The organism is Pantoea sp. XY16 (genome assembly GCF_025153065.1).
GTDB lineage: Bacteria > Pseudomonadota > Gammaproteobacteria > Enterobacterales > Enterobacteriaceae > Pantoea > Pantoea alfalfae.
Genome location: NZ_JANZNP010000005.1, coordinates 411,982 through 425,908 on the forward strand (window position 1 = coordinate 411,982; position 13,927 = coordinate 425,908).

The window sequence follows — 13,927 nt, forward strand, 5'->3', positions numbered from 1 at the left end:
ATGACGCCCAAAACATTGATTCTCGCCCTGGCGCTGGCCTGGGCGACGCCGCTGCTCGCCGCCGATAAGCCTGCCATCGGCTCTGCCGGGCCGTGGCCCGCCGATTTTATCAAAGGTGCGGACATCTCTTCACTGGCAGAGCTGGAGAAGCAGGGCGCGAAATTCTACAACGCGGACAACCAGCAGCAGGATGCTATCGCCATTCTGAAAGCCAGCGGCATCAACACTATCCGGCTGCGGTTGTGGGTCGATCCCACTGACGGCAGCGGTCACACCTACGGTGGTGGCGGCAACGATCTGGCGACTACGCTGGCGCTGGCGAAGCGGGTTAAAGCAGCGGGCCTGAAGCTGCTGCTGGATATTCACTACAGCGACTTCTGGACCGATCCGGGCAAGCAGTTCAAGCCCAAAGCCTGGCAGTCACTGACCTTTTCGCAGCTGGAAACGCAGGTGCATGACTACACCCGCGACACCATCGCCCGCTTTAAAGCAGATGGCGTCATGCCGGATATCGTGCAGATTGGCAACGAGCTTAACGGCGGCATGCTCTGGCCGGAAGGCAAGAGCTGGGGCCAGAACGGCGGCGAGTTTGATCGGCTGGCCGGCCTGCTGAAAGCCGGGATCAGCGGGGTGCGCGAGAACCTCAGCGATCCGCATCAGGTGAAGATCATGCTGCATCTGGCCGAGGGTACTAAAAACGATACCTTCCGCTGGTGGTTCGATGAAATCGTTAAGCGTGATGTGCCGTTCGATGTGATCGGTCTGTCGATGTACACCTACTGGAACGGCCCGATTAGCGCTCTGAAAGCCAACATGGATGATATCTCCCGGCGCTATGACAAAGACGTGATGGTGGTGGAAGCCGCCTATGGCTACACGCTGGAAAACTGCGACAACGCTGAGAACAGTTTCCAGGCAAAAGAGGAGCAGGCAGGCGGCTATCCCGGCACGGTCGCGGGTCAGGCGGCCTATCTGCATGACCTGATTAAAGCGGTGCTGGCAGTGCCGGACCATCGCGGCAAGGGTGTGGTCTACTGGGAACCGGCGTGGATCCCCGCGCCCGGCAATACCTGGGCTACGCCCGCCGGCATGAAATATATCCACGACGAATGGAAACAGGGTAACGCCCGAGAGAACCAGGCACTGTTTGACTGTCACGGCAAGGCGCTGCCTTCGCTACAGGTTTTTCATTAACTATCAGCACTAACGCTGATCTCTTCCTCTGAGGACCAGGTATGAATAAATTTCCCCCGCTGAGCGCCCGGGTTAACCGGCTGCTGCATGGTGCTGACTACAATCCGGAACAGTGGGCGCACCAGCCGGGCATTATTGATGACGACGTCGCGATGATGAAGCAGGCGAACTGCAACGTGATGTCGGTGGGTATTTTCAGCTGGGCGAAGCTGGAGCCGGAAGAGGGGCGCTATGAGTTTGGCTGGCTGGATGAGGTGATCGATACGCTCTGGCTGCAGGGGATTTCCGTGTTTCTCGCCACACCGAGCGGGGCCAGGCCGGCCTGGATGTCGCAGGCGTATCCTGAGGTGTTGCGCGTGGGGCGCGATCGTGTACCTGCCCTGCACGGTGGCCGTCATAACCACTGTATGACCTCGCCGGTTTATCGCCAGAAAGTGCAGGCGATGAATAGCCGCTTGGCCGCGCGTTACGCGCATCATCCGGCGGTGGTCGGCTGGCATATCTCTAATGAGTATGGGGGCGAGTGTCATTGCGATCGCTGTCAGCAGGCCTTTCGCGGCTGGCTGCAGCGTCGCTACGAGACGCTGGAGAAGCTGAATCTCGCCTGGTGGAGTGACTTCTGGAGTCATACCTACACAGACTGGTCACAGATTGTGTCGCCTGCGCCGCAGGGCGAGATGTCGATTCATGGTCTGAATCTGGACTGGCGGCGATTTATGACCGATCAGGTGACTGACTTCTGTCGGGAGGAGATTAAACCGCTGAAGCAGGCCAATCCCGATCTGCCCGCGACCACTAATTTCATGGAATATTTCTACGACTACGATTACTGGAAGCTGGCACCGGCGCTCGATTTTATCTCCTGGGATAGCTACCCGATGTGGCATAACGAGAAGGATGAGACCACGCTCGCCTGTTATACCGCGATGTACCATGATTTGATGCGCACCCTGAAGCAGGGCAAGCCGTTTGTATTGATGGAGTCGACGCCTGGCTCAACGAACTGGCAGCCGACCAGTAAACTGAAGAAGCCGGGGATGCATATTCTCTCTTCGCTGCAGGCAGTGGCGCATGGTGCGGACGCGGTGCAATATTTTCAGTGGCGCAAGAGTCGGGGATCGGTCGAGAAGTTTCACGGCGCGGTGGTTGATCATGTCGGCCATATTGATACGCGAACAGGGCGTGAAGTGAGTGAGCTGGGCCGGATGCTGGCGGCCATGACGCCGGTAATGGGCAGTCGGGTTGAGGCGCGCGTCGCGATTATTTTCGACTGGGAGAGTCGCTGGGCAATGGATAACGCGCAGGGCCCACGCAATCTTGGTCTGCACTATGAGCGTACGGTAAACGAGCACTACCGCGCGTTCTGGGAGCAGGGTGTTGCGGTAGATGTGATTAACGGCGACAGCGATCTCAGCGGTTACGATCTGGTGATAGCGCCAATGCTGTATATGGTACGCGACGGTTTTGCGGCGCGGGTTGAGCAGCATGTTGAGCGGGGCGGGCATTTCGTGGCCAGTTACTGGAGCGGCATCGTGAATGAGAGCGATCTCTGTTATCCGGGAGGATTCCCTGGGCCGTTGCGGCCGCTGCTCGGCATCTGGTCAGAAGAGATCGATAGTCTGACCGATGAGGAGTTTAACGGCGTGCGCGGGGTGCGCGGCAATGAGCTGGGTCTGAGCGGGCCATATCAGGCGCGGGAGCTTTGCGAGCATATTCATCTCGAAGGGGCCACGGCGCTGGCCAGTTACGAGAGTGATTTTTATGCCGGAACCCCGGCGGTGACGGTGAATCGGGTTGGTCAGGGTAAAGCCTGGTATATTGCGTCACGTAATGATCTGCCGTTCCATCGGGATTTTTATGGTGCGCTGATTAAGCAGCTTGGGTTACCGCGTGCGCTGGCGACTGAGCTGCCGCCAGGCGTTGTCGTTCAGCGGCGAACTGATGGTGAACAGGCATTTCTGTTTGTGCAGAACTTTACCGGTCAGACGCAGCAGGTCTCGTTGCCTGTCGGGGTGAGTGATTTGATTGATGGCTCGGGTGTGGGGGAATTGCTGACGCTTGGGCCATGGGGATGTCGGGTTCTGAGTAGGCCAATGGAGTAGGGGGGGAGTACAGGCTCAGGAGTTAATTCATTGGCGATTGCTGGCAGTCTGAGCACTGGCTCAGGGGGCATATGCCTTCCGTAAAGACGCAAAAGACGGCATCCATGTCCGCTCAGCAGGGGCAATTACGCATCTCATCCCTGAGGTGCGCCCGTTAGCGGGCCAACGCATCGCGTTGTTCAAAAACGCTTCCGGCGTTTTTATCCGGGCGGTGTGATGCTTTGCTACAGGCATATGCCCCCATCGCTTATGGATTGGGAGCTGTCTGTTGGAAGGTCTGCATATAACTGTTGATATAGAGCAGGTTTTAAGAGGCTGATTGCAGGATAGGCGCAGGAAGCGTGTATATTCTGTGAGCAGCCCCAGGCATTCTGCCCCGCGTTTTCGTTTATCACTCGTGAGTGGCGGGCAGTTGCCCGCCTTTTTATTATCTGAAGGAGAACCACATGTTGAGTCTCAAATCGTTTAAGCAATATTTCAGTCGGCAGCCGCTGACGGTGGAAGAGCTTGAGGTAGACAGCGCGCTACTGGAGCGTCTGGTCAACTGTTTTGGCGGACGTGACAATATTCAGCAGGTGGATGCCTGTTTAACCCGGCTGCGGGTGAAGGTGACATCGCTGAAAGCGGTGGATACGGCGGGATTGCAGAAGGCGGGGGCGATTGGCGTGGTGATTCTGGGGCATGAGGTGCATGCGATCTTTGGTAAGCAGTCCGACCAGCTGCGTCAGCTGCTGGAAGAACGTTTCTTTAAACCGGAGTAACAGACGCCCGAGAAATATGAATAAAAAAATGGATAACCGTCGCCGGTTATCCAAATAAGCCCCTGCATAAGAGCTCAATAATGATCACAATGAGGAGATTGCGCGGTTACCACCAGGCTTCAACCTGTACGCCGAAGTTCCAGGTGTTATTACTGGTGTTGTCTTTGAAGCTGTGTCCATCCTCTGAGTCATTCAGGTAAGAGGCAAACAGTCGAAGTTCCGGACGAGACATAAATTCGGGACCGGCTGCCAGACCCAGCGCCAGCGTATATTTCTGTCCTGCCGCTTTATAGTCGCTGCCCACTTTGTTTTCATCTTTCTGCCAGAAGCTACCGACTTCACCGATGCCGCGGACATACTGCGTAAACTGATACTGACCACGCCCCACCAGCGACAGCAGGGTACTTTTGCGGGTCTGTGCGGTGACATCGTCCGCCGATCCCCAGGTAAAGACCTGATTCAGTGAGAACTTGTCGGTGATCGGAAGCAGACCGGTGTTAATCACGCGGTAGCCGGTGGCGTTTTGAGTATCATTCCACATGTCATACCAGCCGCCGCCCTGCGAAATCATGTTCTGCGCCAGACCTTTGTTGGCGTACTGGAACACCAGCTTCTGGTAGCCGCCCCACATGTCCTGACTGATTTCACTGGTGAGCATGACGCCGTTATCTGCGTTATACAGGCCACCATATTCTTTCTGTTTGTTGGTGGTGTTTGGCATGGCGTAATCAATACCAAATTCGGTCCAGGCGCCGTTCCAGGGTTTCCAGCCGGCATAGCGAAGATCGAGGTAGTTGATGTTGACGTCGTTGTCGCCATCGACGCGGTAATCCACGTCATTCGCATCGCCACGAATCCAGGCAAAGGAGATAGCGCCCGGACCCAGCGTGTAGTTTTCGATACCGGCACCTGAACCCGAGATGTTCCAGTACTTGGTATCAATGATGTGCAGATCGTGACGCTGGTAGTAGCGTTTACCGCCCCAGATCACCGCATCTTTATCACCCGGCACCAGTCCTTTGATCTGCAGGTTGAGCTGACGCAGGCCAAATTGCGCATCGTCGCCGAAGGTAGTTTCGTTATCGTTTGAGCCGTCGGAGAACATACTGACCATGGTGTCGACGTAAAAACTGACGTCATCCTTTTTGTAGACTTCGCTGCCCAGCTCAACCTCGCCATAAGTGTCGGCTTCATTGCCGAGACGGCCAACCTTGTTCTTTTGATACTCTTCAATACCGCCATCCTGCGATACGCCAACGCCACCACGCAGATAGCCATGGAAATCGATGTTGTCGATGGCGGCATAGAGCGTCGGGGAGGTCAGGGCCGCAGCAAGCGCCACAGCAGCAGTACGTAACCTTGTTTCCATGTTATCCTCAGTTTTTATTTGTAATACGTTCACATGACAGCGGCAGTAAACGCTTTTTGTCAGATGAGTGACAAATAAAATCGCGATAATGTGTGATTTACTGCAAATAAAATGGCGGAATCTGTAACGATTAGTGAATCAGATCACCAAATTTTACGATGTGAAGGTATTACTTTTATTTTTTATTCGCGCAATGTGACTGCGGTAGTCTGGCTGACATCAGGGCTGTGATAACATTCCGCCATCGGTAATCAGGGATGCGAATTATGAAATCAAAAAATGCCACCTTAGAGGATGTCGCCCGTCATGCTGGCGTGTCGTATCAGACGGTATCAAGGGTTCTGAATAAGTCGGCAAACGTCTCGGAGTCAACGCGGCGCAAGGTGGAACACGCAATTGAAACCCTGCGCTACGTACCCAACCGCCTGGCTCAGCAGCTGGTGGGCAAGCAGAGTACAACTCTGGGTCTGGTAACGACTTCGCTGGCGTTGCATGCGCCCTCACAGGTGGCCGCTGCGGTTAAACGTTATGCGAATGCTGCGGACTACCAGGTGCTGATCGCCATGATTGATGAGAACGTCAATCAAAGTCTGCAGGATTGCATCAATGAACTTAAATCTCAGCGGGTGGATAAAGTGATCATCAATGTCCCGCTGGAGAGCAGCGCTGCTGAGCAGGTCGTGCAGGAGAACGACGATATTCTCTGTCTGTTCCTTGATGTTGATCCCTACAGCGCAGTGTTTAACGTTTCGTTTAACCCGGCTGACGGCACCCGCGCCAGCGTCAAATACCTCTATGAGCAGGGGCATCGCGAGTTTGCCCTGCTGGCGGGTCCTGAGCAGTCGGTCTCCGCCAATCTGCGGTTAAAGAGCTGGCTCGACACGCTGGAAAGCTACCGTCTGAAGCCGGTCAGCATCAGCCACGGTAACTGGGATGCGCAGAGTGGTTACAATGGCGTGCTGCAACTGCTGCGTGAAGCGCCAGAGTTCAGTGCACTGCTGGTGGGCAACGATCAGATGGCGCTGGGTGTGCTGAGTGCGCTGCATCAGCGAGGTGTGGCCGTGCCTGGGCAGATTTCGGTGATTGGCTACGATGACACTTATGAAAGTGCCTTTTTCCATCCGTCGCTGACCACGGTGTCGCTGGATCTCGATTTGCAGGGCAAAGAGGCGGTTGCCCGTCTGTTGCTGGTCAGTGAGCAGGACGAGCAGCGTTCCTCCTCGATTCTGCCGGCAAAGCTGGTGGTGCGCAGCTCGACCGGTATCGCCGGACAGCAGCAGCGTGATTTAAAGCAGATTGCGGAACAACTGCGGCTGATTGCCAGCCGGCTTGAGTAGCGGGGAGCCAGGCAAAGATAAAAAAGCATAACAACACCTCGCTGCTATGCTCAGATCAGGATAACGTTTCTGAATGTCAGAAAAATTACCTATTGCCTGAGCTGGTCGGTAAACGGGCATTCTTACTACCTGTAAGCCAGCCGGCATGCTCAGCCCGATTCCTCTACATCCAGGATGTGACACTATGCTGTGGCTTGAACAGGGACTTTACCTCAGGATCGAAGAGTTAGCGCATGGCCCCAGGCCGCTGCCGCTTTCCAGTGGCTTTACCCCGCAGACCGCTTATCGCGCACTGGGCTGCTTTAACCCCTCTGAAACCTCAGATGCTTACTACATTCTTTCAAATGACCGTGACGAAATCTGGTTTATCTGCAACCGGCATCTGAGAACCGTTTTTCTTGATGCCAGCAATACAGCATTTCGGGTGAAAATGCAGGAGCCAGTAGAAAGTCTGCCCGTCCTCTCTGCTGCGCATGAAGGGATTATCGTCTCGCTGGAGCGGCCAGCCTGAATTTAACAACCTGCACGGACGATGACAGATCAGATAAAAAATAGCCGCCATCACTGGCGGCCCTGACCAGGTTCAAAAAGAAGCGTTACCTTTAATTCTTCCGGTCGTGCTTTTTAATTCGCGGGGGCGGTCTTCATTGCCGCGCGCTGTGGCAGCACCACCAGAAAAGCGATGATGATCAGTGCCAGCGTCAGCGAGGCGCCATAGCGACTCAGCGCCAGTCCGCCTGAAGCAAGAGGTTTGTCCAGGAAGTCACCGACAACGGCACCCAGTGGCCGGGTCAGGATAAAGGCTGCCCAGAACAGCGCGGTTCGTGAAAGGGAAGTAAAGCGACTTGCCGCCCAGATGATCGCCAGCGCGCCAACAAACAGCAGGATCCCGCCATCGTAACCCAGCCCTTCGCTGTCTGCCGTCCAGTCACCCAATGCTGTGCCCAGTGTCTGAGAAAACATAATGGTGACCCAGTAAAAACTCTCAGTAACAGCGTTGTTTACCGAACTCACTGCGACCGTTCCACAGGTCATTTTCCAGAGAAAAAGAGAGAGGATCAGCAGAGTGCTCAGCAGCAGCGTACCGCCCAGATAACCCATGTTCAGTGAGCGATCGGCAAAGTCCGCCATCGTTGTACCGACAGTGGTCGTCGCCACGACGGTGAACCAGTAGATCCATTTGTTGAAGCTGGTGCGATTGATCTGCACTACGACAGCGACCAGAAAGATGATGGCGAAAATCAGTGTTCCGGTCAGGTAACCGAGATTCATCGACATCGTCACCGCATCGCCGCCGGTTTCACCCAGGGTGGTTGCAGCGATTTTAGTCAACCAGAAAGCCGCGGTAACGGCCGGAACTTTACTCAGAGCGTGAGAAGCTGTGTTGTTATTTTGCATAGGGTGATTCTCCGGATAAGCCCTGCATGGGCTAATACAGCGGAGATGTTATAGGATTAATCTTAAGGAAAGATTAAGCTGCACAAGAGGTGAGAGAAATTTTCGACCGGTTTTTTACTGCTGCCTTGAGGATGGAAATGCGCCACGATAAGCAGTTTTTAAAGGCCAGGTGCTATTATGATTCTGTATTAAAAGATTTTTTATACGTCTTGCGGGGTGTTAAATCCTCACTGCCCTGAAGGGCTTTTCAGAATGGCTCAGATGGCTCTTTCTGACAGCACATTATCTGCGAGTAAAAAAAATTAACAAATTGTGAAGCGCAATTAATTGTCAGCAGCTTAGTCTTTGTCAGTCTGGCTATCAGTCCCTCCGCCATTCAGCCAGCCGGAATGACATGACTGAGTGACGCCCCAAAACCCGCAGGGATTTACTGTCGGAACAATGTTCTGCCGGTTCCAGGGTTCACAGCCATCAGACAACAAGCCGTGATTAAAGATTATGTCCCGATGAGCCGATATACACAGACTCATACTTCTGACACTGCAACCTGATAGCTTTACGTAATGCCACAGGAGAAGGCACCTCAGAAACTGCTGCCGGTAAGGCCTCAGTTTCCACCAGCATTTATCACGGCCCGCAATACTGAACCCTTATCCATAGCCTCCCTCAGCTACAGGCAGGCATTAACGGTTATAATCAGGTCTGTAGCGACGTGTATTGAACTTATTTAACATCGTCAGCAACGTCGGAGTCGGCCACCATGAATCCAATGATCAAACCTTCTTTTACCGCTGTTTGGTCTACGGATGCTCAGGGGATCTGCATCGCCAGTCAGGAAAGTCCTGCGGGTCTGATACCTGAGCTTAAAGGCGTGACGCTGAGTTCATGGCTGAGACTGGCGCAGGCTGACGACGATGCAAAGATCGCACTGCAACTGACTGCAGCCCTGGAATTGCTGAGGCCTTTCCATATTGAAGTGCCGATTCATTGTCTTGATGGCAAGACGCGTCGGGTTCTTGTTTCCGGCCTGCCGGATTGCCAGCCTGGCACCTCCCATCTGCAATACAACGGCTTTATTCTGGATGTGACCGGGCAGCGTAAAGCGCTGGAAGATGCACTGCGCACGGCGGCGGAATATCGTCTTCTGATTGAAAACAGTACCGATCTGATCGCCCATTGCGACGCGGAGGGCAGATACGTATCAATTTCTCCCTCTTACAGCGAAATCATAGGCTGGACAACCGAAGAGGTTGTGGGGCAACTGGTCGTGGATTTCCTGCACCCCGATGACCGCGAGTTAGCTACCGAAGCGCTGGGATGCATCTTCAGCGGCGGGGTACTGCCGGATGTCGTTGAGGTGCGTAAACTGCATCGCGACGGCCATTACATCTCACTGGGTACCAAAGCCTGTGGCGTCATCAATCCCAGTTCAGGAAAAAATATTGGTGCCGTGCTGGTGTCGCGCGACATCACGCGGGACAAAGAACGGATGCGTAATCTTGAGAGGCTGGCAACCCTGGACACGCTGACCGGGCTGCACAATCGTGCCTGGATTAACGAGAAGGTGGGATTCATGCTGGCGCAGGCAGACGATCAGGCCTACACCACGGTGATGTTTATCGATTTGAATGGCTTCAAGGCGGTGAACGATCTGATGGGTCATGCAACAGGCGATGCCCTGCTGCAGCAGGTCAGTGAACGGCTGCAGCACTGTATGCGTCCGGGCGACTCTGTTGCCCGACTGGGTGGTGATGAGTTTGTTGTGGCTGCTAAATGCAGCAATCACGAGGCCGCGTCAACTATTGCCCTGCGGATTATTGACAGTCTGCATGCACCTTTCGCCATCAATAGCATGGATGTACGCATCGGCGCAGCGATTGGTATCAGCCTTGCCCGCTTCGGGACAGCAACGGCTAAAATGTTATTCGAGAATGCAGATAAGGCGATGTATCAGGCTAAAGCACGACGTGATGGTTCTTATCAGTTTTTTGAGCCAGCAGCGGAGTAGCCGTTGTATATGATGGCGCGTCTCCGCTTTCACTCCTTAAGTGGTTATCCTGCACTTATCTGCTCATCACCCTACGCTATCAACATGCAGGAACGTCGCTCAGGCTAAGTTCATGCAGATTCTTCGCTATCCCGCCCTTCATCATAATCCACCTGCGCCTGCTCCATGGCACCTCCATGTTGCTTTGCCCAGTTCACCAGCGCGACGAAAGGATCCTGCAATGTCCGTCCCAGCGGCGTAATCGCATATTCGACCGCCACTGGCGATGAAGCAATCACACGGCGGCTTACCAGTCCGTTGCGTTCCAGCCGGCGTAAGGCCTCTGTCAGAGATTTATGGGTGATGGGGTCGAGCCTGCGTTTGATGGCATTAAAACGTGAGGGCTGAGAGCATAATACAGTCAGGATTAAGACCGACCACTTATTCGCTACCTGTTCCAGGACAGGGCGCGTGCTGTTGATCTCGGCCAGTAGCTGGGTGATATCAGTTGCCATGAGGTTTCCTTTAGGATATCTGGTGTACATCAGGTGCGTAATTGACACTAAATATAATAAATATACCATCAGGTGTCTAACCTCTATCCGGAGTCGCAATGATGAAACTGAGTGGAAAAATCGCCCTTGTCACCGGGGGTAATAGCGGTATCGGTCTTGCTGTCGCTCGCCGTTTTGCAGAGGAAGGTGCACGCGTTTTTATCATCGGCCGACGGGAAGCGCAGCTGGCTGAGGCAGTCGCACTGATCGGCGGTCAGGTCGAGGCCATTCAGGGCGATATCACCCGCTCAAATGACCTTGCGCGTCTGTTCGAAACCCTGGGCACCAGAGCGGGTCGCCTTGATATCCTCGTCAACGCTTCAGGTGTGTCAGAACCGGCCAGCCTGGAAGAGACCACGGAAGAACACATCGATCGCGCTTTTAATCTGAATGTGCGAGCCATGGTGCTGACGGTGCAGCACGCAGTGCGGCTGATGGGCGAGGGCAGCAGTGTCGTGCTGGTGGGTTCCGTTGCGGGCGCGATAGCGAATCCCGGTTATGGCAGCTATTCCGCCAGCAAGGCCGCGGTACGGTCTTATGCCCGCACCTGGAATAGTGAGCTGGCACCGCGCGGCATCAGGGTCAACACGCTGAGTCCTGGTCCGACCAATACCCCGATGTTTGACCGGGCCAGCGATGAAGTCAGGCAGACGCTGACCGCCCGGATCCCGGCAAAGCGGCTGGGAAATCCTGAGGAGGTGGCGGCTGCGGCACTGTTCCTGGCTTCAGATGAAAGCAGCTATATCAGTGGCACCGAGCTGGTGATTGATGGCGGGATGATTGCATAAAATACCCTTGAGAGCGTCACGGGTTATCGTGCCTGTGACGCCATTCTGACCATCAGCAAAATCACTTTGCCCATTGAAGCTTTCGCAGGTATCAGGTTGCGAAGCGAGTAAAGGCTGAGTATTCGCTGATATCGGCAGATAAGTTCCAAATTGACAAGAGCACAAAGAATAATAAATGTCGGGCTCTGAACATCGTTAATTTCATCTTCTACATTAATGGCCCATCCCCACTCTCACCCTCTTAAAGTGCAGCCAGAATGGCAGCTTCCATTTTTTCCGGCGTAGTGGTCGGGGCAAATCGTTTGATGGGTTTGCCATCACGCCCAATCAGGAACTTAGTGAAGTTCCATTTAATACGGCCACCCAGCACGCCGGGTAATTCTTCTTTCAGGTAACGGAAAATCGGGTGCGTTCCGGTGCCGTTAACGTCTACTTTTCCTGACATAGGAAAACTCACACCATAGTTGATGTGGCATGTCTGCGCGATGTCATCGGCACTACCCGGTTCCTGTTTACCGAACTGGTTACAGGGAAAACCGAGTATCACCAGGCCCTGAGCGGCATACTTTTTGTAGAGTGTTTCAAGCCCTGCATATTGTGGCGTGAATCCACAATGACTGGCGGTATTCACCACCAGAACCACCTTGCCAGCATAGTCGGCCATCGGGATTGGCTGACCATTCAGGCTGGTGGCAGAGAGTTGATAAAAGGGAGACATGATGCAATCCTCAGAGCGGAACCTGTTGTCCGTCAACATTAGCACAGTGCGGATAACGGCGTTGGATCACGAGATTGAGTGTCTGGTTCGATATCAGCGGCGCGAGCAATCGCTGAATGCACCTGGCGGGAAGAGCAGCACTCTTACCGCCAGGTAGTTAATATCATTCCAGACACATCACTTAACCATTATCGCGAAATCCGGGATAAAGACTCATCCCACCATCGATAAACAGTGTAGTGCCATGAACATAGTCGGAAAGATCACTGGCCAGCCAGACCACTGCATTCGCCACATCTTCCGCCGCACCGATACGCCCATAAGGGATGAGTTTTAACAACGCTTTACCCGCTTCGCCCTGGGTCGCTTCTTCGTTAATGGCAGTCGCGATAGCGCCGGGTGCGACTGAGTTTACGCGTATGCGATCTTCGCCTACTTCCTGTGCCAGGCTTTTCATCAGCAAATCAACCCCGCCTTTTGAGGCGGCGTAATTAACATGTCCGGCCCAGGGAATGAGCTGATGAACCGAGCTCATATGAATGATCTTACCTACAGCCCGACTGATCTCCGGGCGGTGCTCCTGGTCACGAAACTGACGCAGCGCAGCCCGTGCGCAAAGGAACTGCCCGGTCAGGTTCACGTCCAGAACGGTATTCCAGTCTGCAAGCGACATCTCAATGGAAGGCGCATCTTTCTGCAGCCCTGAGTTAGCCACCAGGATATCCAGCCTGCCGAATTCAGCAATCGTCTGGGCAAAGAGATTTTCTACATCAGCCTCTTTTGATACGTCTCCCTTTACTGCAATGGCGCGTCCACCGTCTGCACGGATTTTTTCAACCAGCTCTTCGGCAGGTTCCGCCTGGCTATGGTAGTTAACCACCACACCGGCACCTGCTTTGGCAAGTGCTTCTGCGCAGGCATAGCCGAGACCTGAGCTAGCGCCGGTAACCAGTGCAACCTGATTTTCGAGTGATAAGATCATGTGGCTTCCTTAATTCTGTAAATGATGAGCTTGTTAAATCCGGCGGGCTTCATCATGGCATTGAAAATCGAGGTATCGCTGACACCACGATTTTCAGACACCCATACGATGAGAGAGCTGGTGGCCGGATCGCGCGCATGGGCCTGGGACACTGAATTATAGATGCGAAGTGCGGGGTTGGTTGATGTTGTGGTCGGTATCGGGATTGGCGGAAAATGACCGTGATGCATTTGGGTTCATCTCCTTTTATCCTGACTGTAATCATCAAAAAGGGTATCAGCATGATAACGGTCGAAAAAGCAGATCCTCGCTCAGCAGAGTCACAACTTCTGGTAAGTAAACTGTCAGCTAAGCTTGCGGCGATTACTGGTGATGGCGGCAACAGTAACTTCACCATGGACTCTTTGAATGATATGAGATCGCTTTGGGTAATTGCCAGAAACGACAAGGGCAGAGCAGTAGGGTGTGGCGCAATCAGACCGTTAACCGGACATATTGCCGAACTCAAAAGGATGTTCTCAGATCGTAGTTCCCCGGCTATTGGTGGTGCTTTGCTCACTTTCCTGGAAAACGCTGCCCTTAGTGTGGGTTATAGCCAAATCTGGCTTGAAACGCGTTCTGTTAACCATAAGGCTGTAAATTTTTATCTGAGAAAGGGTTATGAACGGATTGATAATTATGGACCCTACATTAATCGCAAAGAGGCGGTGTGCTTTGCGAAAATCCTGAAATGATAT

14 protein-coding genes are annotated in these 13,927 nt (G+C 53.8%); 8 read left to right on the forward strand and 6 right to left on the reverse strand.

What is annotated here, in order from left to right:
• From N1689_RS09705 to N1689_RS09715, 3 genes are all read left to right on the forward strand, one after another.
• The gene (locus tag N1689_RS09705; protein WP_260058714.1) at positions 1-1,194 is read left to right on the forward strand and encodes a glycosyl hydrolase 53 family protein; all 1,194 of its coding nucleotides are present in this window, start codon (positions 1-3) and stop codon (positions 1,192-1,194) included.
• A gap of 41 nt (positions 1,195-1,235) precedes the next feature.
• Positions 1,236-3,296: a beta-galactosidase gene (locus N1689_RS09710; RefSeq protein ID WP_260058715.1), complete on the forward strand. Its 2,061-nt coding sequence runs from the start codon at positions 1,236-1,238 to the stop codon at positions 3,294-3,296.
• A 446-nt stretch (positions 3,297-3,742) separates the two neighbouring features.
• Positions 3,743-4,057, forward strand: a complete 315-nt coding sequence (locus N1689_RS09715; RefSeq protein ID WP_150015418.1) for a glucose PTS transporter subunit EIIB — start codon at positions 3,743-3,745, stop codon at positions 4,055-4,057.
• Positions 4,058-4,163: 106 nt separating this feature from the next.
• On the opposite strand, the gene N1689_RS09720 is transcribed toward N1689_RS09715, so the two are convergent.
• A complete protein-coding gene (locus tag N1689_RS09720; RefSeq protein ID WP_260058716.1) occupies positions 4,164-5,426 on the reverse strand; it encodes a maltoporin in 1,263 nt (420 codons plus the stop codon).
• Positions 5,427-5,692: 266 nt separating this feature from the next.
• Between N1689_RS09720 and N1689_RS09725 the strand changes: the two genes are divergently transcribed.
• The gene (locus N1689_RS09725; protein WP_260058717.1) at positions 5,693-6,763 is read left to right on the forward strand and encodes a LacI family DNA-binding transcriptional regulator; all 1,071 of its coding nucleotides are present in this window, start codon (positions 5,693-5,695) and stop codon (positions 6,761-6,763) included.
• A gap of 184 nt (positions 6,764-6,947) precedes the next feature.
• Positions 6,948-7,274, forward strand: coding sequence for a hypothetical protein (locus N1689_RS09730; protein ID WP_161736919.1), 327 nt, complete (start codon positions 6,948-6,950; stop codon positions 7,272-7,274).
• A 113-nt stretch (positions 7,275-7,387) separates the two neighbouring features.
• Here the strand turns inward: N1689_RS09730 and N1689_RS09735 are convergent, their stop codons facing one another.
• Complete coding sequence (locus N1689_RS09735) at positions 7,388-8,161, reverse strand: hypothetical protein (protein WP_161736918.1); 774 nt, start codon at positions 8,159-8,161, stop codon at positions 7,388-7,390.
• Between the two features lie 760 nt (positions 8,162-8,921).
• Here N1689_RS09735 and N1689_RS09740 point away from each other — a divergent pair.
• Positions 8,922-10,169 (forward strand): sensor domain-containing diguanylate cyclase, encoded by a 1,248-nt coding sequence (locus tag N1689_RS09740; RefSeq protein WP_260058720.1) that lies wholly within the window; start codon positions 8,922-8,924, stop codon positions 10,167-10,169.
• Positions 10,170-10,279: 110 nt separating this feature from the next.
• Here the strand turns inward: N1689_RS09740 and N1689_RS09745 are convergent, their stop codons facing one another.
• Positions 10,280-10,663, reverse strand: a complete 384-nt coding sequence (locus N1689_RS09745; protein ID WP_222925553.1) for a helix-turn-helix domain-containing protein — start codon at positions 10,661-10,663, stop codon at positions 10,280-10,282.
• A 98-nt stretch (positions 10,664-10,761) separates the two neighbouring features.
• On the opposite strand from N1689_RS09745, the gene N1689_RS09750 reads away from it, so the two are divergent.
• A complete protein-coding gene (locus tag N1689_RS09750; protein WP_222925554.1) occupies positions 10,762-11,490 on the forward strand; it encodes an SDR family NAD(P)-dependent oxidoreductase in 729 nt (242 codons plus the stop codon).
• Between the two features lie 241 nt (positions 11,491-11,731).
• On the opposite strand, the gene N1689_RS09755 is transcribed toward N1689_RS09750, so the two are convergent.
• The 3 genes from N1689_RS09755 to N1689_RS09765 all read right to left on the reverse strand — a co-directional run bounded on the left by N1689_RS09755 (position 11,732) and on the right by N1689_RS09765 (position 13,420).
• Positions 11,732-12,208 carry a glutathione peroxidase gene (locus tag N1689_RS09755; protein ID WP_161736126.1) on the reverse strand — a complete coding sequence of 159 codons (477 nt, stop codon included), beginning with the start codon at positions 12,206-12,208 and terminating at the stop codon, positions 11,732-11,734.
• A gap of 181 nt (positions 12,209-12,389) precedes the next feature.
• Entirely contained in the window at positions 12,390-13,190 is an 801-nt protein-coding gene (locus tag N1689_RS09760; RefSeq protein ID WP_161736127.1) for an SDR family oxidoreductase, read from the reverse strand.
• Positions 13,187-13,420, reverse strand: a complete 234-nt coding sequence (locus tag N1689_RS09765) for a hypothetical protein (protein ID WP_253417782.1) — start codon at positions 13,418-13,420, stop codon at positions 13,187-13,189. Before N1689_RS09765 ends, N1689_RS09760 begins: the two co-directional genes overlap by 4 nt.
• Here N1689_RS09765 and N1689_RS09770 point away from each other — a divergent pair.
• Positions 13,415-13,924 carry a GNAT family N-acetyltransferase gene (locus tag N1689_RS09770; RefSeq protein WP_237566742.1) on the forward strand — a complete coding sequence of 170 codons (510 nt, stop codon included), beginning with the start codon at positions 13,415-13,417 and terminating at the stop codon, positions 13,922-13,924. The genes N1689_RS09765 and N1689_RS09770 overlap by 6 nt on opposite strands.
• The last annotated feature ends 3 nt before the right edge of the window (positions 13,925-13,927 follow it).